This window comes from Thermodesulfobacteriota bacterium (assembly GCA_040756475.1).
In the GTDB taxonomy this organism is placed as follows: Bacteria; Desulfobacterota; Deferrisomatia; order Deferrisomatales; family JACRMM01; genus JBFLZB01.
Genome location: JBFLZB010000016.1, coordinates 1 through 21,039, shown reverse-complemented (window position 1 = coordinate 21,039; position 21,039 = coordinate 1). Strand labels below are relative to the sequence as shown.

Sequence of the window (21,039 nt, the reverse complement as noted above, 5' to 3'; positions counted from 1 at the left end):
TGTTACGGGCAGGTTACCGCCCGATTGCGGATGTGTGAAATCCCATGCCGGCGGGCCTGCCTGGAGCCCCAGGGCGAGCCTTCACACAGCCGTCAACGTTTCGTCATCATCTCGTAACATGGGGGGTCTATCCTGGGCGCAGCTGTGGAAACCCGATGCCGCAACGCAGTGGGCCCTTGAATGGCCCTGGAATCAAGACAGGAGAGCCCCCATGAAGAGAAGCGTGCTGCTCGTCACCCTGTGTGCCCTGCTGGCCGGCGCCTTCCTTGCCCCTCCGGGCGAGGCCCAACGCAGGAAGATGCTCCAGGTGAAGGGGTCCGACACCCTGGTGAACCTGGTGCAGGCCTGGTCCGAAGCGTTCCTGGAGGAGACCGGGGTCTTCGCCGCGGTGACCGGAGGCGGCTCGGGCACCGGCATCGCGGCCCTCATCGATGGGAAGACCGACTTGGCCAACTCCTCCCGGGAGATCCGCCCCAAGGAGATCGAGCTCGCCCGGGCCCGAGGCGTCGAGCCGGTGGAGCTCGCCGTGGCGGTAGACGGCCTGTGCGTCATCCTCAACGCCGCCAACCCCGTTGCGGCCCTGAGCGTCGCAGACATCGGCCGGCTCTTCCGGGGCGAGGTGGCCAACTGGAAGGCCCTGGGGGGAAGCGACGCCCCGGTCACCCTCTACGGCCGCCAGTCCAACTCGGGCACCTACGTCTTCTTCCAGGAGCACGTGCTCGGCAACCAGGACTACGCCACCAGCATGAACCACATGAACGGGAGCGCCCAGATCGTGGAGGCCGTGCGCAAGGACCCCTCGGCGGCGGGTTACGTGGGCATCGGGTACATCCTGGGCGAGGACGGCAAGGTCCTGCCCGGCATCCGGGCCCTGGACGTGGCGCCGGCCGGGGGCGGCCCCGCGATCAGCCCGCTGGACCGGGCGGCGGTCAACGACGGAACCTACCCGCTGTCCCGCTCGCTCCTCCAGTACACCAACGGCAAGCCCACCGGCGACGTGGCCCGCTTCCTCCAGTTCGCCCTCTCCCCGGCGGGCCAGAAGATCGCCGAAGAGCAGGGGTTCTACCCGGTAGGGGGGGCCTTGGCCGAGAAGAACCGAAAGGCTTTGGGGCCGTAGAACTCCAAGAGGGGGCACGTGCCAGGGGGCACCACCTGACCACCCGGTCGAGGCCTCACGGCTCCGGCAAGGGTCTGTTGCGATCCGTGTGGGTTCGCGTAGCCGCTGAGGGCTTGGGAATACGGCTGTCTTACCCGTAGGGGCACACAGCGTGCGCCCTCCCCGGAGGACGAACGCAACCCCCCGCGGGCGCACGCTGTGCGCCCCTACGGGCCCAGACCCCGGGATTCGCTCCCCGGCGGGTCGACCCACACGATCCGGAAGAGAACCAGGTTTCGATCCCGAAGCCAGGAGGTGCTTGTGAGTCCTTGCCGTTCGTGCCGGCTGTGCTAAGAGGAAAACCCCGGCGCCCGAAACCGGGCGTATCCAACCAAAGAGGAGAAACGATCATGGGCGAACTGTACAAGTGTGCCACCTGTGGCGGTCTGACGAAGGAAAAGGGACATCTTTGCGCTCCGCTGCCGGTCCAGGGGGGCACGTGCGATTACTGCGGGGAGGGGGCGGAGAGCGCTCGCCACGTCTGCCGGTCCATGCGGGAGAAGCTGGAGTACGTGTGCGACGCCTGCGGTCGCCTGGCGGCGAGCGCAGACCTCTTGTGCCGACCCGCAAAGTTGCCGGGCTGCTGATCCGCCGCCGTCGGAGTTCCGCCGCCGGCCGGGGGGCTTCCGCCAGTCGCCGTCGAGGGAGGTCTACTTGGAGACGGTGCAGGGAAACGCTGCACCGTCTCCAGGAGGGCGAAGGAGACGCGCCCGCGATGATCCGGCGGCGGACGGCAAAGCAGGGGATTTCCCTTCCAAGCCACCGTTGACTGACCCGGACCCAGCCTGCCCGATCTTCTCCAAAGGCCCCCTTGCGGGGCCTTTTTTCTTGACCCGCGCCCGCGCGATGTGGGAGCAGCCGAACCTCCCTTGCCGTGCCCCTGCCCCGATCCGCCCTCCCATTTGTGATGATTTGTTCACATGCCGGCGGCACTGGAGAAGCCAGGCGCCGCTGGCTGCGAGATTCGCCCTCCAGAGCGCCACACTTGCCCTGTAAGCATTAGAGAACTCTTATGTTGCAGGCGCCCTCCGATTTTCGTCCCCTTGACCTGGGTCAAGGGAGGGCTAGGCTCCTCCCACTAAAGTGACGATGCATTCACAAAGGAGAGTTCATGGGTGAGGCGCGGCTGGGGACCCAGGTGCGGCGAGAGCAGATTGCGGAGGCGGCCCTGGCGGTGATCTCGGAGCAGGGGCTGGCGGGCTTGAGCGTGGCGGCCGTGGCGCGACGGGTGGGGCTCGTCCCCTCGGCCATCTACCGGCACTTCGACGGAAAGGAGGGGGTCATCGACGCGGTCGTGGGCCTCATCCGCGAGCGCCTCCTGCGAAACGTGCGCGAGGCGTGCACCGAGGTAGACGACGCCCTGGACTGCCTGCGCCGCATCCTGACCCGCCACGTGCAGCTCATCCGCAACAACGTGGGGGTTCCGCGGGTCGTCTTCTCCGAAGAGCTCTATGCGAGCCGCCCGGGTCGCAAGGGCGAGGTCCACGCCGTGGTGACCGGCTACCTGGCGAGCGTGGCGGAGGTCATCCGCCGGGGCCAGGCCGCCGGGCGCATCCGCCCCGAGCTCGACGCCGGCACCCTTTCGGTCCTCTTCCTTGGGCTCGTCCAGCCCTCCGCAATCCTCTGGCACCTGAGCGACGGCCAGTTCGACGTCACCAAGCACACCCAACGGGCCTGGGAGGTCTTTCGCGGCGCCATCGAAGCGCCCGGCCTCCCCCGGCCCACCCAGCGCCGCGAGAGCGGCCGAGAAGGAGAGATGCTATGAGAAACCCGACGAAGTCGAACCTGTCTTCCCTCGCGTGCGTGGCCGCCCTCGGCCTGGCCCTCGTCCTGCCCGTCGCGGCGGGCGCCCACTGCGACACCCTGGACGGGCCGGTGGTGGGAACGGCGCGCACGGCCCTGGAGAAGGGCGACGTGACCCCGGTGCTCAAGTGGGTGCGCCCCGAAGAGGAAGGGGAGATCCGGGGTGCCTTCCAGCGGACCCTGGCGGTCCGGGGCAAGGGGGCTGCGGAGAAGGAGCTCGCCGACCTCTACTTCTTCGAGACCCTGGTGCGGGTGCACCGCGCCGGGGAGGGGGCGCCCTACACCGGCCTCAAGCCCGGCGCGGCCGTCGACCCGGCGGTTGCCCTGGCGGACAAGGCCCTGGAGAGCGGCTCCGTGGACAAACTGGCCGACGTGCTCGCCAACGCCATGACCAAGGGCATCCGGGAGCGGTTCGCCGACGCCTCGGAGAAGCACAAGCACGCGGAGAGCAGCGTGGACGCGGGGCGGGAGTTCGTGGAGTCCTACGTGGAGTTCACCCACTACGTGGAAGGACTCCACGGCTTGATCAAAGCCGGCGCTGCCCACCACGACGGCCACTGAGCCCAGCGCACCGCCCCCCTTTGCGGCCTCGACGGGCCGCAAAGGGGGGCCTCGTTTGCCAGAGGTGAACCATGAAACGGGCTCTCGTCGCGGTCCTGATCCTCGCGGTACTGCTCGCCGGGGTCGCCGTCTACCTCTTGTTTCGCCCCTCTTCCAGCCCCGGCACCCTGCTCGTCTCCGGCAATATCGAGGTTACCGGCGCCGAGGTGAGCTTCGAGATCCCCGGCCGGGTGGCGGAACGCCGGGTGTCGGAGGGTCAGGTCGTGACCGCGGGGCAGGTGGTGGCGGTCCTGGACGCCGAGGAGTTGGAGCGCGAGGCTGCCCTGCGGCGGGCCGAGGTCCGTGCTGCCGAGGCCGCCCTGGCCGAGCTCGAGGCCGGCTCCCGGCCGGAGGAGATCGAGCGGGAACGAGCCGCCGTGCGAAGAGCCCAGGCCTGGCTCGACGAGCTTCTGGCCGGCTCCCGGCCCCAGGAGATCGCCGCGGCCGAGGCAGCCGTGGAGCAGGCCCGCGCCGAGGCCGAGCGCTGGTCGGCGGAGTACGACCGCCAAAAGCGCCTCTTCGAGCGAGAGGTGATCTCCGCTAAAGAGCTCGAAGGAGCCGAGGCCGCCTACAAGACGACCAGTGCGGTCCTGAGAAGCGCCGAGGAGCGCCACCTCCTGGTCCGGGAGGGCCCCCGGGGCGAGCAGATCGCTCAGGCCCGCGCCGGCCTGGACCAGGCCCGGCAAGCCCTGGCCCTGGTCTGGGCGGGGCCCCGCCCGGAGGTGATAGAGCAAGCCCGGGCGCGCAGGGACCAGGCCCGGGAGGCGCTGGCCCTGGCGGAGACGCGCCTGGGCTACACCGTCCTCGCGGCTCCCCTCTCGGGCGTGGTCCTCTCCGAGCACGTGGAGGCAGGAGAGTACGTCTCGCCCGGCACCCCCGTGGTCACTGTGGGGGACCTGGGGCAGGTGTGGCTTCGAGCGTACGTGGGCCAGACCGACCTGGGGCGGGTCCACCTGGGGCAGCGGGTTCGGGTGACCACCGACACCTACCCGGGCCGGACCTACGAGGGGGAGGTCACCTTCCTGGCCTCCGAAGCCGAGTTCACTCCCAAGAGCGTCCAGACCCGGGAAGAGCGCGTCAAGTTGGTCTACCGGATCAAGGTGCAGATTCCCAACCCCCACGGAGAGCTCAAGCCCGGCATGCCTGCGGACGGCGAGATCCTCCTGGCGAGCGGGGAGTGAGGGGCACCGTGGCCGCGATTCGCGCGGAGGAGCTGACGAGGTCCTTTGGGGACCTCGCGGCCGTCGATCGGCTCTCCTTCGAGGTGGCCGAGGGCCAGATCTTCGGGCTGGTAGGCCCAGACGGCGCGGGGAAGACCACCACGATGCGCCTTCTCACCTCCATCCTGCGCCCCACCTCGGGGGATGCCTGGGTCGACGGCAAGCACGTCGTCCAAGACGCCGAGGCGGTCAAGGAGGTGATCGGGTATATGAGCCAGCGCTTCGGCCTCTATACCGACCTCACCGTCCTGGAGAACCTCCTCTTCTATGCCGACCTCTACGGCGTGGCCAGGAAGGGGCGGACTGCGAAGATCGACGAGCTTCTCGGATTCAGCAACCTCACTCCCTTCCGGAAGCGCCTGGCCGGGAACCTCTCGGGGGGCATGAAGCAGAAGCTGGGGCTCGCCTGCGCGCTGATCCACACCCCCCGGGTGCTCTTCCTGGACGAACCCACCAACGGTGTCGACCCCGTGTCGCGACGGGACTTCTGGCGGATCCTCTTCAAGCTCCTGCGCGAGAACGTCACCATTTTCGTCTCCACCGCCTACCTGGACGAAGCGGAACGGTGCAGCCGACTGGCGCTCCTCCACGAGGGGCGGTTGCTGGCAATGGGTACGCCGGCCGAGGTGAAGGGACGGATGCGGGGGACGCTCCTCGAGATCCACGCGTCGGAGCCGCGGCACGCGGCGGCGCTGCTTCGCGCAGACGCCGGAGCCGACTCGGTGGGGCTCTTCGGCGACCGCATTCACCTGGTCACCCGCGAGCCCGAGCGATTGGCGGCGCGGGCCCGTGAGCTCCTCGCAGGGGCAGACCTGGAGCTGCTAGGCATCCGCCCCATCGAACCGTCCCTCGAAGACGTGTTCGTCTCGGTGGTGGGGCGAGAAAGGGAAAGCCATGCCGCGGGATGACCGAGGGCAACGAGAGACGGTCGTCACCGTTCGGGATCTCACGAAGCGCTTCGGTGCCTTCGTCGCGGTCGACCGGGTCAGCTTCGACGTCTCGGCCGGAGAAATCTACGGTTTCCTCGGGCCGAACGGCGCCGGCAAGTCCACCACCATCCGCATGCTCTGCGGCATCCTGGCGCCCACCTCCGGAACCGGCACGGTGGCCGGGTTCGACGTCGGCACCCAAGCCGAGCAGATCAAGGGCCGCATCGGGTACATGAGCCAGAAGTTCTCCCTCTACGACGACCTGACCGTGGAGGAGAACATCGACTTCTACGCCGGCATCTACCGCGTCCCCAAGATGCAGCGCCGAGAGCGCAAGGAGTGGGTCATCGAGATGGCCGGCCTCGCCGAGCATCGGCGCTCCCGCACGTCGATCCTCTCGGGCGGCTGGAAGCAGCGGCTGGCCCTGGGCTGCTCGATCCTGCACGAGCCCCCGATCCTGTTCCTCGACGAGCCCACCTCCGGCGTCGACCCCATGAGCCGGCGGCGGTTTTGGGACTTGATCTACGAGCTCTCCGACCAGAGGGTGACCGTCTTCGTCACGACCCACTACATGGAGGAGGCCGAGTACTGCGACCGGCTGGGGCTGATCTACCGGGGCGAGCTGATCGCCCTGGGTACCCCCCAGGCCCTCAAGACCGACGAGATGCCCGACGACGTGGTCGAGGTGGTCTGCGACCGGCCCCAGGACGCCCTCGCAGAGCTGGAGGGGCTGGCCGGGGTGAAAGAGGCGGCGCTCTTCGGCCGCGGGCTCCACGCGGTGGCGGGGGACGGCGAGGCGGCGAGCCGCGCGATCCGCTCCCGACTCGAGGAGCGGGGCTACCGCCCCACCCGGGTCGAACCGATCCTCCCCTCCCTCGAGGACGTGTTCGTCTCCCTGATCGAGGCCCGCGACCGCACGGGCGAAGCGCAGCAAGAGGTGCAGCGATGAGAGCCCATCGGGTTTGGGCGGTGGCGCGAAAGGAGCTGCTGCACATCCGGCGCGACCCGAGAAGCCTCGGCATGGGAATCGCCATCCCCATGCTGCTCCTGATGCTGTTCGGCTACGCCCTCACCCTGGACGTGGACGACGTGCCCTTCGCGGTCTGGGACCAGAGCCGCACACCGGCGAGCCGGGAGTACGTGAGTCACTTCGGCGGCTCTCCCTACTTCACCGTGCGGTCCTATGTGGAGAGCTACCGGGATTTGGAGCGAGCCATCGACAGAGGGGAAGTCCTGGCGGCCCTGGTGATCCCCACGGATTTCGCGGCGCGGGTTGGGTCGGGGCGGCCCGCCCGGGTCCAGCTCATCCTGGACGGGAGCGACGCGAATACCGCCACCATCGCGATGGGCTACGCCGACGCCGTGAACCTCGCCTACTCCCGAGGGGTGGCCCTCGACGGGCTGCGCCGGGCCGGGGCGAAAGCCCCCGCCCTCCCGATCGACCTGCGGTCCCGGGTCTGGTTCAACCCGGACCTGGCGTCGAAGAACTACATCATCCCGGGCCTCATCGCCGTCATCATGATGGTGATCGCGGCGCTCCTGACCTCGCTCACCGTGGCCCGGGAGTGGGAGCGGGGCACCATGGAGCAGCTCATCTCCACGCCGATCCAAGGCTCTGAGCTGATCCTGGGGAAGCTCCTCCCCTATTTCGGGATCGGCATGCTCGACGTCGCCCTCGCGGTCCTGATGGGTGAGTTCCTGTTCCAGGTGCCGCTGCGGGGCAACGCAGCGCTGCTTTTCGGCATGGCGGCCATCTTCCTGGCCGGGGCGCTCTCGCTGGGGATGGTGATCAGCATCGTCACCAAGAACCAGCTCCTGGCGAGCCAGCTCGCCATGGTGCTGACCTTCCTTCCTGCCTTCCTCCTCTCGGGCTTCATGTATGCCATCGCCAACATGCCCCGGCCCATCCAGGTCATGACCCACGTAATCCCGGCCCGGCACTTCGTCTCGCTCCTCAAGGGGATCTACCTCAAGGGAGTGGGACTGGAGATCCTGGCCCTGGAGGCCGGCCTCCTGACCCTCTTCGCCGTGGCCATGGTGGCCCTGGCAACCCGGAAGTTTCGGAAGGAACTGGCGTAGGGACGGGCGCAGCCGTGATCGAGCGCATTTGGCACATGCTCCGGAAGGAGTTCCTCCAGATCTTCCGCGACCCACGGATGACGGGGGTGATCTTCCTGATGCCCGTGATCCAGGTGTTGGTCTTCGGGTTCGCGGTGTCCACCGACGTCAAGCACGTGGCTCTGGCCGTGCTCGACCGAGACAACAGCGTGGCCAGCCGGGAGCTCGTTTCGCGATTCGTGGAATCGGGCTACTTCGACGTGGTGGAGGCGGTGGGAAGCGACCGCCGGGCCCAGGAGCTGATCGACCGCGCCCAGGCCCAGGCCCTCCTGCAGATCGACCGGGGCTTCGCCGACGAACTGGGAGCCGGGCGCACCGCGGGTGCCCAGCTCATCGTGGACGGGACCGACTCCAACACCGCGGGGATCGTGCTCGGCTACGGGGCCAAGATCGTCGGGCGCCTGAACGAAGAGCTCCTGGCCGACCGCCGGGGGCGGAGCGGGGGCCAGTCGGGGGAGGTTTTCCGGGTTGCGCTCGAGACCCGGGCCTGGTTCAACGAGAACCTCGAGTCCCGTAACTTCTACGTGCCAGGGGTCATCGCGATCATCGTCATGCTGATTACGTTGATGCTCACCAGCATGGCGGTAGTGCGCGAAAAGGAGATCGACACCATGGAGCAGATCCTGGTGACCCCCATCCGGCCGATGGAGTTCATCCTGGGCAAGACCGTACCTTTTGCCTTGATCGGCTACGCAGATGTGTTGGTCATCACCATGATCGGTCTTTTCATGTTCGGCGTGCCCATTCGGGGGAGCCTTTTTCTTCTGTTCGTGGCCACATCCTTGTATCTCATGACGACCCTGGGGCTCGGACTCTTCATCTCCACGGTGAGCCAGACCCAGCAGCAGGCCATGATGAGCACCTTCTTCTTCTACCTTCCAGCGGTCTTGCTGTCGGGCTTCATGTTCCCCATTTCCAATATGCCCGTAGTCATCCAGTGGCTCACGTACTTGAACCCCCTTCGCTACTTCTTGGTGATCGTGCGGGGGATCTTTCTGAAGGGCGTAGGACCGGGCGTGCTCTGGCCCGAGTTGGTGGCGCTGCTGGTCATGGGGGTCGTCTCCCTGTGGCTTGCCTCGAGCCGGTTCCACAAGACCCTGGCTTGAGGGCCGAAGACGAGAATCGAACGGAGGCCGAGATGGAGCGTGGTGTCGTGACCCGGACCGTGCCGGCGGCCTGCGCCGGAGTGCTCACCCTTTGTTTCTCCGTTGCAGGCGCCGCGTGGGCGGCGGAGGCCCCCGCCGTCGACCGCTACGTGCCCCGGCTCGTGGTCGAATCCGAGTCCTCCCGGGAGCGCGCGGGAGAGACCCAGGCCCTGCCGGCAGTCCCTTTCCCGGTGCAGGGCCCCCTGTCCCTCGAGACCTGCGTGGCGATCGCACTGGACGCGAACCCTGCCGCCCGGGCCGCTCGAGAGGGGGTGCGGGCTGCCGAGGAGGGCGCCGGAGAGGCTCGATCCCCCTACTACCCGGAGCTCTCGGCTCGGGCCTCCTACCGGCGCTGGGAGGCCCACGCCTTCTTGCCCGACGGGCTTGCCCGGGCAGAAGTGCCCGGCACGATCGGCCCCACGGACGACTGGAGCGCAGGGTTCGAGGCCCGCTACCTGCTCTTCGACAGCGGAGCGCGCAAGGCCCGGCTGGAGGCGACAAAGGCCCGAGAGACAATGGTCCGGTTCAACGAGCGCACGATCCGTCAAGACCTTGCGCTGGCGGTGCACGAGGCCTTCTTCGGGCTCGTCGCCGCCGAGGAGCACCGCGGGGTTGCGGCGCAATCCCTGGTCCGGGCCCAGGATCACCTGCGCCTGGCCCAGGAGAGGAAAGAGGCCGGCGCGGTGCCCCGGGCCGACGTGATCCGGGCCCAGACCCGGGTCTCGGACGCCCGGCTCGCCCTGGTCCGGGCCGACAGCCTCGTGCGCATCGCCCAAGGCCGACTCAACGTCTCCATGGGGCTTCCGGTGACGGCGGGGACCCGGATCGACGGCGCCGCTGTCGAGGTCCTCGCGCCCTCGCCCAGCGATGTTGGGGAGGTGATCGAGCGAGCCGTGCGGGAGCGTTCCGAGATCCAGGCCGCCCTCCGGGAGACCGCTGCCCTGCGAAGCCAGGTCGACGAGGCGCGGAGCGCCTTCGGACCCAGGATCAACCTCGCGGGCGCCTATGGGCTTCGGGACGAGAGCTTCCTCCCCGAGGACGTGGATTGGTCGGCCGGCGCATTCTTGGAAGTCCCCCTCTTCACGGGCTTTTCCCGGGTGCACGGGGAGGCCCGAAGCCGCGCCGAGCTCGCCCGGCACGAAGCCCGGACCCAGGGCCTGGTTCTCGCCGTGCAGGAGGAGGTGTGGTCCGCCTGGTCGCGGCTCCTGGAGGCCCGGGAGGCGACGCAGACCGCCGAGGCCCTGGTCGAGGAGGCATGGGAAGGCCTGCGACTCACCCGGGAGCGCTACGAGGCGGGAGCCGATACCGTCACCGATCTGCTCGACGCCCAGACCGCCCTGGCGCGGGCCGAAGCGGAACACGTCGGGGCCCGGTGGGACTACCGCGCGGCCCAGTCACGGTACCGCAGGTCCACGGGGGACCTCGTGGTCTGGACGGATCCTTGAGCCAAACGGCCCTCGCCTGCCGCCGGAGCTCCTCCGCCGCCGGGCGGTTCGGTTCTTGACAGCACCCACGGTCAGAAGAGACTTGACGGCGCCGAAGTTCGGAGCGCCGACGCAAACCACGAGCCGGAGAACCAACGGAGGTACACCCCATGTCGATCCACCGGGAGCGAATTCGCCGCGCCACGCAGCTCATGGACCAGCAGGGGATGGACGCCCTCATCCTCGTCAAGCCCGCCAACCTGTACTACCTGGTGGGCGACGGGCGCCTGTGTGCCTACGCCATGATCACCCGGGCGGGGGAGGTGGGCATGGGGGTGCCCGAGACGGATCTCGCGGATGTGGGCACCCTCGCCACCTTCGACCACGTCGCCGGCTTCGAGGACGAGGTGGGGATGATCCACTCCATCGCCCACTACTTCGAGCAGTTCGGCATCCGGGAGGGGAAGGTGGGGGTGGAGGTCGCCTTCCTGCCCAAGCCCCGGATGGGCATGCTCACCCACCCCCACGCCAAGCCCGAGGCCGTGGTCCCCGTGGACTGCACCGGGCTCCTGTCGGCGCTGCGCCTGGTGAAGGACGAAGGCGAGATCGCCCGGCTCCAGGCCGCCGCCCGGGTCGCCGACGCCGGGATGAAACGGGCGGTCGAGCGGCTTTGCCCCGGCATGACCGAGAGCCAGGTGGCGGGGGAGGCCGAGTACGCCATGCGGCAGGCGGGAGCCGAGGACTTCTACCGCACCTATGTCGCCTCGGGCCCCCGCACCAACGTGGCCCACGGCACCCCCACCTCGCGCAAGCTCCAGCCCGGCGACCTAGTGATGATCGACGTCCACCCCGTGGTCGACGGGTACGCGGCGGACCTGGGCCGCACCGTCTGCCTCGGGAAGCCGACCAGGGAGCAGGCGGCGGCCTATCGCTTGTATGTGGACGCCCTGGAGCAGACCATCGCCAAGGCCGGCGCCGGGGTGACCATGGCGGAGCTCGAGCAGACCATGCACGGGGCCTTCGAGGCCGCCGGGCACAAGGACCACATCTTCGGCCCACCGATCCACGGAGTGGGCATCGAGTTCGAGGAATCGCCTCTTCCCGCAGGGCACGCGTTCTTCCACGGGGAGCCGGCACCGGCGCCTCTGGCGGCGGGCGTGGTGATCGCCATCGGCAACTGCGGCCTGTACACCGGACCCTGGGGGGTGCGGGAGGAGGACACGGTGGTTGTGGGCGAAGGCGGCCCGAGGGTCCTGACCCGGTCTCCTCGGCAGTTGGAGGTGCGTGCCTAACGAGGCCGCGCCTCAGACCGCCGAGGCGAGCGGGCCCGGGGGCCTCACCTCCGGCGGCGCAGGATCCCGTGGGCTTCTGGATGATGGTCCGTGGCATTCCAGCGAGGGAGGGGAAGGGCATCCTGTGCCCGCCAGGGCATCGCCAAAGCCGCCTGCCCCGCCTCCGGGGAGACCCCCAGCCCGCCCCCAGGCTTTGCACGGCAAGGGTGGGCACCGCCCACCGCAACCACGGCCACGACCGGAAGCCGGAAGGCCGTGCCCACCCTACCGCTCTGGCCCTCGGCCAGCTTCGCGGCCAAGGCCGATACAATGGGACCACCCACACGGTCTGGACGAGATTCCCCAGCGTCCACTTCGGTCCGAAAGGACTCACCTCATGGCCGACGAAACGCCGTCGTGCCTCCCCGAACCCGAGATAAGTGAAGCCGACGTCATGGAGGCCATGCGGGAGCTCCCGGGGTATGTCGACATCACCCCCGGCGACTTCCGGGAGCTCTACCGGGTGGCGCTGCGGCGCGCGTGGCAGCGCGTGCGCGGCTCGCTGCGGGCCCGGGACGTGATGACCTTCCCCGTGGTGACAGTCGAGCCGGATACCCCCCTCCACGAGGTCGCCGAGCGCATGGCCCGCGAGGGGGTGAGCGGGGTCCCGGTGGTGGACGCCGAGGGCCGGGCGGTGGGGGTGGTCTCGGAGACCGATTTCCTCTCGCGCATGGCCGACGGGTCCGCCAAGGGCTTCATGGGGGTCATCGCCCAGTGCCTGCACGGAAGGAAGTGCCTGGCCGTTCCCGTGCGGGGGCGCGCGGCGGCGGACATCATGAGCGCGCCCCCGGTGACGGTCCGGGAAGACGCCAACCTGGCGGAAGTGGCCGAACGGATGGCGCGCTCGGGCGTAAACCGCGTCCCTGTCGTGTCCGCCGACGGCCGGGTCGTAGGAATCGTGGCCCGGGCGGACGTGATGCGGCTCCACCAGGGCGGACCACCGGCCGGGGCCGCGGCGCCATGACTCCGAAAGAGTACTTCCGGAAGATGCGGGGGACGACCTCCAGCCCGCCCGGTGTGAGCCCGGGGGAGATCGCCTGGTCCTGGGCCGGGGCCTTCCTCGGCATCGCCGCCGTTGCGTTTGCCCACGACTTCTGGCTGGAGGGAACCGAGCTCGTCCTGATCGTCGGCTCCTTCGGGGCTTCGGCGGTCCTGATCTACGGCGCCGTCCGCAGCCCCCTGGCCCAGCCGCGAAACCTGGTCGGCGGGCACATCCTCTCCGCCCTGGTCGGCGTGGCGTGCCAGCAGGCCCTGGGCCCCTGGCCGTGGTTCGCCGCGGCGGCTGCCGTGGCCACCTCCATTGCCCTCATGCACGCCACCCGGACCCTGCATCCCCCCGGCGGGGCCACCGCGCTCATCGCCGTCATCGGCGGCGAGAAGATCCACGCCCTGGGCTTCGCCTACGTCCTGATGCCCGTGGCCGCCGGCGTGGCTATCCTACTGGTCGTGGCGCTGGCGGTGAACAACATCCCCCCCTCCCGGCGATACCCCGAGTTCTGGTGGTAGCGCCGGGGAGCCCGCTGCCGCTCGATAACCACGGACGGCGGGGGCCGCTGTGCATCGGCTCGGCCGAGCGGCGGCGGGAGGCTGGGGCGCTGCGCGGAAAGGAGATGGCGCAATGGAGACCCAGAAGACACCCCAACCTTGCGGTGAAGTGCCCCAACCCCAAAAGGAGCACCGGTGGCTCCAACGGCTCGCCGGCGAGTGGACCTTCGAAGCGGAGGCGCGCATGGGGCCGGATGCCCCTGTGGAGACGTTCGGCGGCACCGAGACCGTCCGCCCCGTGGGGGAGCTGTGGATCCAGGCCGAGGGGCGGGGCGATACCCCGGAGGGGATCCCCGTGACCTCGCTGCTGACCCTCGGGTACGACCCGCGCAGGAGACGCTTCGTGGGCACGTTCCTCGCGTCGGTCATGACCCACCTGTGGGTCTACGACGGAACGCTCGACGCGGCCGAGAGGGTGCTGACCCTCGACACCGAGGGTCCCGACATGTCCGACGAGAGCAAGACGGCCAGGTACCAGGAGGCGATCGAGCTCCAAAGCGACGACCACCGGGTGTTCACCTCGCGGGTGCTAGGCGCGGACGGGACATGGCGGGAGGTGATGCGGGCGCACTACCGACGCAGGAGGTGAGGGACGGCAGTAGGAGCCGGCTCCCGCCAGCGATCCGGCCGAAGGCCGGTCCGGGGCGGCCCGCGGGCCGCATCGCCTGCGGGAGCAGGTTCTCGCCGGAGGGGTGCCGATCGGGACGATGGGAGAGCCGAGCCCTGCGGATCGAGTGTCGCCCACGAGAAACCGGGAAGCCCCAAGCAACGCCCCGGGGCGGAGACGCCCCTTTGGTCAAGGTCTCCGCGCGAGAGGCCGAAGGAGAAAGCGGCCCGACGGGAGCGGTTCTGGCCGGTCCGGCTCCGGGAGGCGCCCTTCGGTTCCTGTTGCATGGAGGTTGATCTTTGGTAGCTTTCTCGGCGCCCGGGAGATGGGTGTGAAACGGCCGTTCTTCGGGATCCATCCCCTGTCTCGAGCCCTCCTGAGACGATGGAGCAATAGGGTTCTCATGCCAGGTGACTTGCGCATCCTCTTGGTGGACGACAACCCCGATGATCGCCGCCTCGTGGTTCGCGCGCTCCAGAAGGAGCTTCCGCACTGCGAGTTCCGGGAGGCCCGGGACCAGGACGAGCTCGACCGCGCCCTCGCCGAGGGCGGGCTGAGACTCGTGGTCACCGACTACCACCTGCGGTGGTGCCGGAAGAGGCCAATGGCCTTCCAGACCAACAGGGACGGGGGCGGTCCGTGCGCGTGGCCGAGGACGATGCGTCGGTCATGGCCATCATCCAGGCGCTCCTCGAACGCCTGGGGTTCGCCACCCTGGCCGCCCGAACCGGGGCCGACGCGTTGGCTCTGTACAGAAAGGAGCCAGGGCGTGTCGCGCTCGTGATGACGGACCTCGCCATGCCCGAGATGGGCGGCCGGGAGCTGTGCCAGGCCCTCAAGGAGCTGGAGCCCGCCCTCCCGGTGGTCGGCATGAGCGGGTACGCCCAGGGCACGGACCCCCTGGCCTGCGGGAGCCACCGCTTCGATCGGATCCTCACCAAGCCCATGAGCCTCAAGGAGCTAGCCGTCGCCCTCGATGCTGTCCTGGGCCCCCGCCCCTGAGGAGCCGAGCCCATGTCGAACGCCTCGGAAGCTCTCGTCGCCGAAGCCCTGGCCCTGCCTCCCGTCTCCCCGGAAGCCGCCGCAGGCTACCGGGGGGCGGGAGACGTCCTCGTCCGAGCCGTGGACGATGCCCTGGCCGCCCGCCGCGACCTGGGGGACCTCCTGGGCGGCAACCCCCTGGAGGTCATGCGCGCCAATCACCGCAACCACCACCGGTTCCTCAGCACCGTGCTGCGCTTGGGGGATTTCGAGCTCCTGGCGCGCATCCTCCCCTGGGTGTACCGGGCGTACCGCGCCCACGGCTTCTCCTACGACTATTTCCCCGTGGAGCTCCGGGCCTGGGCGATGGCCCTGGAGGCCCGGCTTCCGCCCGACCACGGGGCCGCACTCCTCCCCGCCTACCGGTGGATGCTCCGCGCCCACCCCGCCACGGTCGAGGCCGCCGAGTCGGTTGCCGCGGGTCCGCTTCCCCTCCGCCCCCCCCGGGAGCCCGAGGTGGGCCGCTTGGTGGACTGCCTCCTCGACGGCCGGACGCGCGACTGCGTCGCCCTCGCGGAAGCCGCGTGCCGTACCCAGCACGACCTTCGGAATGTGTACCAGAAGCTCCTCCAGCCGGCCCTCTACGAGGTGGGGCGGCGGTGGGAGGCCGGGGAGATCTCGGTCGCCGAGGAGCACCTGGCCACCGCCGTGGCGGGGCGGATGATGACGGCGCTGTATGGCCGGCTCACTCCTCCGGCCCGGGCCCGGCGGCTGCGGGCCGTGGTCACCTGCGCCCCCAACGAGCACCACGAGGTCGGCGCGCGCATGGTGGCGGACCTTCTGGAGCTCGAGGGGTGGGACGTGCGCTACCTGGGGGCCGACACGCCGGCCGGCGACGTGCTCGCGCTCCTGGAGTCGTGGCTGCCCCGGGTGCTTTGCCTCTCCGTGTGCGTCCCCTACAACCTCGAGGCGGCCGCAGACCTGGTGACGGCGGTCCGCGGCGACCCTGTGCTGCGCGCCACCAAGATCCTGGTGGGCGGGCTCGCGTTTGCCTGGTCCACCGCCCTCTGGCAGCGGTTGGGGGCCGATGCCTACGCCCCCGACGCGGGCGCGGCCGCCGACGTGGTGCGGGCCTGGTTTCCCTCCGTGGAGCGGCCGTGACCCCGGGTGATCCGGCCTCCGCCCCCTTCCTGGACCTCCTCGCACGCACCGAGGACGCCGTCGCGCTCGCCGTGGACAGGGCGGGCCGGATTACCGCTTGCAACCGAGGTTTCCTGCGGCTCGCGGAGCTTGGCGAGGAGCCCCTGGGCCGTCCCCTGGCGGAGTTTCTCCTGGACGAGGCAGAGGCTCCCCGGCCCACTTGGCCGCGCCCCGGGGAATTTCGGCTCCTGCGCCTGACGCTATCACCGCGCAGCGGCTGCTTGCACACCTTGGTGGGGTGGGCCGCGGGCACGGAAACCGGCGTCGCGATCCTCGCCACTCGTCTCATGCTGACCCACAGCGACGTGCTGGCCCGCATGTCGTCCCTCGAGGACGAACGGGTCAACCTCAACCGGGAGCTCCACAGAAAGGTCCGGGAACTGGAGGAAGCGCGGTCCGAACTCAAGACCCTCACGGGGCTCCTGCCCATCTGCGCCCACTGCAAGAAGATCCGCGACGACCGGGGCTGCTGGCAGCACCTGGAGCAGTACATCCAGGCCCACAGCAGCGCCCAGTTCACCCACGGCATTTGCGGCGACTGCGCCCGCGAGCTCTACCCCGAACTTCGAAGAGAGCCGGAGCCCTGAGAGGGGGGCCGGCCTGGAACGCCGCAACCCCTTGCCGACGGTGCCGGATCCGCTATGGTGGTTCCCAGAAACGGGCCCCGCAGGGCCCGAAGGGAGCGTGCATGGTCCTCGCCCTGCTGGCTAGCCTGCGCACCCGCGTCGCCCTCCTGGTCCTTCTGGCCCTCGCCCCGGCCGTGGGGCTGATCGGCTGGAACGGGCTCACCCTGCGCCGCCTCGCCCGGGAGGCGGCCCACGGCGAGGCCTTGCGCCTGGCGCGCATCGCGCGCGACCAGCACCAGACCCTGGTGGAGGCTACCCGCCAGGTGCTCGCCGCCGCCTCTCGGGTCCCGGCCGTCTTCCGGCCGGAGTCCGAGGAGTGCCAGCGCTTTTCCGCCTCCCTCGTCTCCGAGCTCCCCCAGCTCGCCGCCCTCCTGGTGGGCCGGCCCGACGGGGAGATCGTCTGCGCCCCCGGAGGAGTGGGCTCCCCGGTAAACCTCGGAGACCGGCACCACTTTCGCCAGGCCGTCCATACCCTCCAACCGGCCGTGGGGGAGTACCTGATCGGTCGGGTCACCGGCGAGGCCGTCCTCCCCTTCGCCCATCCCCTTCTCGACGAAGCAGGCCGGCTCCAGTTCGTCCTCGTGACCGGTCTGCGCCTGGACTGGCTGGGACGGCTCGAGGCGGGAGCCGAGCTGCCGCCGGGTTCCCAGCTCGCCGTCTTCGACCGGCTGGGAACCGTGCTGGCCCGGTACCCCGAGCCAGGGGAGTGGGTCGGCCGGGCCGCGGCCGAAACCGAGCTGGGGCGCGCCGTCCTTCGGCCCTCCCAGAGGGTAAGGGAGCTCCGGGGCCTCGACGGCGTGGAGCGCCTCTACGCGATTGCCGCCCTGCGCCACCGAAGCGACGAGGTGGGTCACGTCGCGGTGGGGATCCCCACGGCCGTGGCCTACGCCGGCGCCAACCGGGTGCTCCTGGTCAATACGGCCTTGCTCGCAGGGGCGATCCTGGCCGCGGTGCTCGCCGCCTGGGGGTTTGGGGGGGCACTGATCGTTCGGCCCGCCCGCGCCCTGGCGCGGGCGGCCAGGGCCCTTGGGGAGGGGGATCTCTCGGCCCGGACCCGGCTCGCCGGCGCCCCGGGGGAGCTCGGGGAGGTGGCTCGGGCCTTTGACCGGATGGCCGAGGACGTGGAACGCCGGGAGCGGGAGCGCCGGGAGCGCGAGGCGACCCTGCGGGCCCTCCTGGACGGAAACCCCGAGACCCTGCTCCTGGTGAGCGCCCAAGGGCGCATCCTCGCCGTCAACGAGACCGGGGCGCGTCGCTTGGGGGCCCCCCGGGAGGAGCTCCTGGGCCGCGACGTCCACGGTCTCTTCTCCCCGGAGGTAGCCGCCCGGCGCCGGGAACGCTTCGCGGAGGCGGTGCGCACCCGGCGCCCGGTGCGCTTCGAGGACGAGCGCTCGGGGCGCACCTACGAGCAGGTGCTCCAGCCGGTTTTGGACGAGGCGGGGGGGGTGGTGAGCCTGGCGATCCTGGCGATCGACGTCACCGAGCGCAAGCGCACCCAGGAAGAGCTGAACCGCAGCCAGGAGCAGCTCGCCCAGGCCCAGCGCCTGGAGGCGGTGGGCCTTCTCGCCGGAGGAATCGCCCACGACTTCAATAACCTGCTCCAGGTCGTCCTGGGGCGGGGGGAGCTCGCGCTGGCGCGGCTGGCGCCGGAGAATCCCGCCCGCGCCGACCTCGGGGAGATGGTCCAGGCCGCCTTGCGCGCCGCGAGCCTCACCCGCCAGCTCCTGGCCTTCAGCCGCCGGCAGGTGCTCCAGCCCCGGGTCCTGGACCTCAACGCCGTGGTGGCCGGCATCCAAACGATGATCCGCCGGCTCATCGGGGAGGACATCGCGGTAGAGGCGCTCTTGAACCCCGACCTGGGAAGGACCCTGGCCGACCCCGGGCAGGTGGAACAGATCCTGGTCAATCTCGCGCTCAACGCCCGCGACGCCATGCCCCGGGGTGGCAAGCTCACGATCTCCACGGCCAACGCCGACTTGGACGAAGCCTACGCCCGGCTCCACCCCGAACTTGCCCCCGGTCCCTACGTGATGCTCGCGGTAAGCGACACGGGCCAGGGCATGCCCCCGGAGGTCGTCGCCCGGCTCTTCGAGCCCTTCTTCACCACGAAGGAGCAAGGGAGGGGAACGGGTCTCGGGCTCGCCACCGTGTACGGCATCGTCAAGCAGAGCGGCGGCCACATCGCCGTCTACAGCGAGCCCGGTACGGGCACCGCCTTCAAGGTCTACCTTCCCCGGGCGGCGGAGGACGCCGGGGCCCCAGCCCCGGACCCGAAGCCGGAGGAGACACCGGTTTCCGGTACCGGGACCGTGCTCGTCGTGGAAGACGAAGACCCCGTGCGGGCCACGGTGCGGCAGGTCCTCGCGGCCCTGGGCTACACGGTCCACGACGCCCGCACCCCCGACGACGCCTTTCTCCTGGCGGGCGGGCTCGACCGTCTGGACCTGCTCATCACCGACGTGATCCTGCCCGGGATGAGCGGCCGCGACGTCGCCGAACGCCTCCGGAAGGAGCGGCCGGGGTTGCGGGTGCTCTATGTCTCCGGCTACACCGACGACGCAATTGTCCGCCACGGGGTCCTGGACCCCGGCCTGGCCTTCCTCCAGAAGCCCTTCACCCGCGACGCGCTGGCCCGCAAGGTGCGCGAGGTGCTCGGAGCCTAGGGGCGGTCACCTCGACGGCGCGGTCTCCACCGGCGTTCCAGTCCCTTGAGTTCGGTGGTGCGCCTCCCCGGCGTCCAGCACCGACCGGACGGCGCGCTCGAGTTCGCCCATCCGGAACGGCTTGGCCAGGAAGCCGGACGCGCCCGCCTCGGCAGCCTCTTCGAGGCACTTGCGGTCCAGGGCCTCCACCGACACCACCAGGATCGGCACTTCCCCCCCCGTCTCCTCCTGCCGGATGCGGCGGATGAGGGAGTACCCCGGAAGTCCGGGCATGAGGAGATCCGTGACCACCAGGTCGTACCGCCCCCCCCAAGCGATGCGGTCCATGGCCTCGCCCACGCTGTCCGCCTCCACCACCTCGAACCCCAGGCGCTTCTCCAGGGTCTGGCGGATGATCTGGCGGATCGTGGATGAATCGTCGATGACGAGTGCGCGCATGGGTGTCCCCCTCTTTCCGGCGAGTTCTCCCTGATCTCCCCCTCATCGGCCCCCGCGCCGAAACCTTGAGCCCCCCGGGTCACGTTTCCGGGCCGTCCTCCCATGCCAGACCCCGCCCCCCTGTAGGAGCCGGCTCCCGCCGGCGATCCGGCCGAAGGCCGGTCAGACCCGACGCAGTCGCCTGCGGGAGCAAACTCCTACAAGGGAAACCGCGCCGCAGGTCGGTCGAGACCGCACGCAGTCGCCCGCGGGACCCGGCTCCCGGCGCGAAGGCGGGGGGTCCTACACCCTCCAAACCGCTCAAGAAACCCCTCCCTCCTGCCGATGGGGAGCTTCGGACAATCATGCGATCGGGCCCGAGCGAACCTTCGGGCCGCAGCCGTAACCGGGGGACCGCTCCGACATGAACCCGCTCGATCCTCCCCCACCTTTGCCGGACGGGTCTCTCCCGCCCGTGGGGACCCCGTCGGCCGCGATCCTGGTGGTGGACGACGACCCCGGGATCGCCGGCGTGTGCGTGGGCCACCTGCGGCCCCTCGGGCTCCGGGTCCGGACCGCGCCGGGGGCCGGTGAGGCCATCGAAACCCTCGCGGCGGAGCCCGTGGCCGTGCTCCTGAGCGATCACTGCATGCCGGGCATGAACGGCGCCACGCTCCTGGAGCGGGTTTGGCGCACCCACCCGGACGTGGTACGGATCCTGTTCACCGGCGAGAAGGACCTGCGCATCGCCGAGGAGGCCACGGCCCGCGGCGGCATCTTTCGTTTCCTGGCCAAGCCCTTCAGCGGCGACGCCCTGCGCGCGGCGGTGCTGGCCGCCCTGGAGCACCGGGTCCGTCGCTTGGACCGGCGGCGCCGCGAAGAGCTGGTGGACCGCTGGCTCGGGAACCCCGGCGTTCTCCCGGCCGCGCCCCCAGCGGGCGGCCCAGAGGCCCGCCGCGCGCTCGCAGCCTACGGCCACCAGGAGTCCCTGGCCCAGGCCCAGCAGCGACTGCGCCGCCTCGCCGGTCTGGTCGGCAGCGTCACACCCCGAAGACTCCGGTAGCCCGCCGGGCCGCATCGCCTTTGTAGGAGCCGGCTCCCGCCGGCGATCCGGCCGAAGGCCGGCTGGGGCTTGAGCGGCCCTGCGGGGCCGCATCGCCGTTGTAGGAGCCGGCTCCTGCCGGCGATCCGGCCGAAGGCCGGAATGGGTTCGAGCGGCCCTGCGGGGCCGCATCGCCTGCGGGAGCAGGCTCCTACAGGGGGAACCCCGCCGC

The 21,039-nt window shown here is 70.3% G+C and carries 20 protein-coding genes; 19 read left to right on the top strand and 1 reads right to left on the bottom strand.

The window, feature by feature from the left end:
• Window positions 1-211: 211 nt before the first annotated feature.
• The 18 genes from AB1578_03955 (at window position 212) to AB1578_03870 (ending at window position 19,348) form a co-directional block, all read left to right on the top strand.
• Window positions 212-1,117 carry a PstS family phosphate ABC transporter substrate-binding protein gene (locus AB1578_03955; protein ID MEW6487056.1) on the top strand — a complete coding sequence of 302 codons (906 nt, stop codon included), beginning with the start codon at window positions 212-214 and terminating at the stop codon, window positions 1,115-1,117.
• Between the two features lie 389 nt (window positions 1,118-1,506).
• Window positions 1,507-1,743, top strand: a complete 237-nt coding sequence (locus tag AB1578_03950) for a hypothetical protein (GenBank protein ID MEW6487055.1) — start codon at window positions 1,507-1,509, stop codon at window positions 1,741-1,743.
• Window positions 1,744-2,267: 524 nt separating this feature from the next.
• Complete coding sequence (locus AB1578_03945) at window positions 2,268-2,921, top strand: TetR/AcrR family transcriptional regulator (GenBank protein MEW6487054.1); 654 nt, start codon at window positions 2,268-2,270, stop codon at window positions 2,919-2,921.
• A complete protein-coding gene (locus tag AB1578_03940; GenBank protein MEW6487053.1) occupies window positions 2,918-3,520 on the top strand; it encodes a DUF6448 family protein in 603 nt (200 codons plus the stop codon). Before AB1578_03945 ends, AB1578_03940 begins: the two co-directional genes overlap by 4 nt.
• Before the next feature lie 71 nt (window positions 3,521-3,591).
• Window positions 3,592-4,740 (top strand): efflux RND transporter periplasmic adaptor subunit, encoded by a 1,149-nt coding sequence (locus AB1578_03935; protein MEW6487052.1) that lies wholly within the window; start codon window positions 3,592-3,594, stop codon window positions 4,738-4,740.
• 8 nt (window positions 4,741-4,748) lie between these two features.
• Complete coding sequence (locus AB1578_03930) at window positions 4,749-5,687, top strand: ABC transporter ATP-binding protein (GenBank protein MEW6487051.1); 939 nt, start codon at window positions 4,749-4,751, stop codon at window positions 5,685-5,687.
• Complete coding sequence (locus AB1578_03925; GenBank protein MEW6487050.1) at window positions 5,674-6,657, top strand: ABC transporter ATP-binding protein; 984 nt, start codon at window positions 5,674-5,676, stop codon at window positions 6,655-6,657. Before AB1578_03930 ends, AB1578_03925 begins: the two co-directional genes overlap by 14 nt.
• Window positions 6,654-7,787, top strand: a complete 1,134-nt coding sequence (locus AB1578_03920) for an ABC transporter permease (GenBank protein MEW6487049.1) — start codon at window positions 6,654-6,656, stop codon at window positions 7,785-7,787. The genes AB1578_03925 and AB1578_03920 overlap by 4 nt, the downstream gene beginning before the upstream one ends.
• Before the next feature lie 14 nt (window positions 7,788-7,801).
• On the top strand, window positions 7,802-8,932 hold the full coding sequence (locus AB1578_03915) for an ABC transporter permease (protein MEW6487048.1): 1,131 nt from the start codon (window positions 7,802-7,804) through the stop codon (window positions 8,930-8,932).
• Window positions 8,933-8,964: 32 nt separating this feature from the next.
• Entirely contained in the window at window positions 8,965-10,416 is a 1,452-nt protein-coding gene (locus AB1578_03910) for a TolC family protein (protein MEW6487047.1), read from the top strand.
• Window positions 10,417-10,565: 149 nt separating this feature from the next.
• Entirely contained in the window at window positions 10,566-11,687 is a 1,122-nt protein-coding gene (locus tag AB1578_03905; protein MEW6487046.1) for a Xaa-Pro peptidase family protein, read from the top strand.
• 376 nt (window positions 11,688-12,063) lie between these two features.
• Window positions 12,064-12,690 carry a CBS domain-containing protein gene (locus AB1578_03900; GenBank protein MEW6487045.1) on the top strand — a complete coding sequence of 209 codons (627 nt, stop codon included), beginning with the start codon at window positions 12,064-12,066 and terminating at the stop codon, window positions 12,688-12,690.
• The gene (locus AB1578_03895) at window positions 12,687-13,232 is read left to right on the top strand and encodes an HPP family protein (GenBank protein ID MEW6487044.1); all 546 of its coding nucleotides are present in this window, start codon (window positions 12,687-12,689) and stop codon (window positions 13,230-13,232) included. The genes AB1578_03900 and AB1578_03895 overlap by 4 nt, the downstream gene beginning before the upstream one ends.
• Window positions 13,233-13,344: 112 nt before the next feature.
• Entirely contained in the window at window positions 13,345-13,860 is a 516-nt protein-coding gene (locus AB1578_03890) for a DUF1579 domain-containing protein (GenBank protein MEW6487043.1), read from the top strand.
• 657 nt (window positions 13,861-14,517) lie between these two features.
• Window positions 14,518-14,880, top strand: coding sequence for a response regulator (locus AB1578_03885; protein MEW6487042.1), 363 nt, complete (start codon window positions 14,518-14,520; stop codon window positions 14,878-14,880).
• A gap of 12 nt (window positions 14,881-14,892) precedes the next feature.
• Window positions 14,893-16,020 carry a B12-binding domain-containing protein gene (locus AB1578_03880; protein ID MEW6487041.1) on the top strand — a complete coding sequence of 376 codons (1,128 nt, stop codon included), beginning with the start codon at window positions 14,893-14,895 and terminating at the stop codon, window positions 16,018-16,020.
• On the top strand, window positions 16,017-16,646 hold the full coding sequence (locus AB1578_03875; GenBank protein MEW6487040.1) for a hypothetical protein: 630 nt from the start codon (window positions 16,017-16,019) through the stop codon (window positions 16,644-16,646). The genes AB1578_03880 and AB1578_03875 overlap by 4 nt, the downstream gene beginning before the upstream one ends.
• A gap of 101 nt (window positions 16,647-16,747) precedes the next feature.
• Window positions 16,748-19,348, top strand: a complete 2,601-nt coding sequence (locus AB1578_03870; protein ID MEW6487039.1) for an ATP-binding protein — start codon at window positions 16,748-16,750, stop codon at window positions 19,346-19,348.
• 6 nt (window positions 19,349-19,354) lie between these two features.
• Here AB1578_03870 and AB1578_03865 read toward each other — a convergent pair whose 3' ends face one another.
• Complete coding sequence (locus tag AB1578_03865) at window positions 19,355-19,786, bottom strand: response regulator (protein MEW6487038.1); 432 nt, start codon at window positions 19,784-19,786, stop codon at window positions 19,355-19,357.
• 454 nt (window positions 19,787-20,240) lie between these two features.
• On the opposite strand from AB1578_03865, the gene AB1578_03860 reads away from it, so the two are divergent.
• On the top strand, window positions 20,241-20,828 hold the full coding sequence (locus tag AB1578_03860) for a response regulator (protein MEW6487037.1): 588 nt from the start codon (window positions 20,241-20,243) through the stop codon (window positions 20,826-20,828).
• Window positions 20,829-21,039 lie beyond the last annotated feature (211 nt).

What these genes read in the sequence shown, in the direction of transcription:
- AB1578_03955 (MEW6487056.1), top strand. Translation starts at nt 212, where the DNA reads ATGAAGAGAAGCGTGCTGCTCGTCACCCTGTGTGCCCTGCTGGCCGGC.
- AB1578_03950 (MEW6487055.1), top strand. Translation starts at nt 1,507, where the DNA reads ATGGGCGAACTGTACAAGTGTGCCACCTGTGGCGGTCTGACGAAGGAA.
- AB1578_03945 (MEW6487054.1), top strand. Translation starts at nt 2,268, where the DNA reads ATGGGTGAGGCGCGGCTGGGGACCCAGGTGCGGCGAGAGCAGATTGCG.
- AB1578_03940 (MEW6487053.1), top strand. Translation starts at nt 2,918, where the DNA reads ATGAGAAACCCGACGAAGTCGAACCTGTCTTCCCTCGCGTGCGTGGCC.
- AB1578_03935 (MEW6487052.1), top strand. Translation starts at nt 3,592, where the DNA reads ATGAAACGGGCTCTCGTCGCGGTCCTGATCCTCGCGGTACTGCTCGCC.
- AB1578_03925 (MEW6487050.1), top strand. Translation starts at nt 5,674, where the DNA reads ATGCCGCGGGATGACCGAGGGCAACGAGAGACGGTCGTCACCGTTCGG.
- AB1578_03920 (MEW6487049.1), top strand. Translation starts at nt 6,654, where the DNA reads ATGAGAGCCCATCGGGTTTGGGCGGTGGCGCGAAAGGAGCTGCTGCAC.
- AB1578_03910 (MEW6487047.1), top strand. Translation starts at nt 8,965, where the DNA reads ATGGAGCGTGGTGTCGTGACCCGGACCGTGCCGGCGGCCTGCGCCGGA.
- AB1578_03905 (MEW6487046.1), top strand. Translation starts at nt 10,566, where the DNA reads ATGTCGATCCACCGGGAGCGAATTCGCCGCGCCACGCAGCTCATGGAC.
- AB1578_03900 (MEW6487045.1), top strand. Translation starts at nt 12,064, where the DNA reads ATGGCCGACGAAACGCCGTCGTGCCTCCCCGAACCCGAGATAAGTGAA.
- AB1578_03895 (MEW6487044.1), top strand. Translation starts at nt 12,687, where the DNA reads ATGACTCCGAAAGAGTACTTCCGGAAGATGCGGGGGACGACCTCCAGC.
- AB1578_03890 (MEW6487043.1), top strand. Translation starts at nt 13,345, where the DNA reads ATGGAGACCCAGAAGACACCCCAACCTTGCGGTGAAGTGCCCCAACCC.
- AB1578_03880 (MEW6487041.1), top strand. Translation starts at nt 14,893, where the DNA reads ATGTCGAACGCCTCGGAAGCTCTCGTCGCCGAAGCCCTGGCCCTGCCT.
- AB1578_03870 (MEW6487039.1), top strand. Translation starts at nt 16,748, where the DNA reads ATGGTCCTCGCCCTGCTGGCTAGCCTGCGCACCCGCGTCGCCCTCCTG.
- AB1578_03865 (MEW6487038.1), bottom strand. Translation starts at nt 19,786, where the DNA reads ATGCGCGCACTCGTCATCGACGATTCATCCACGATCCGCCAGATCATC.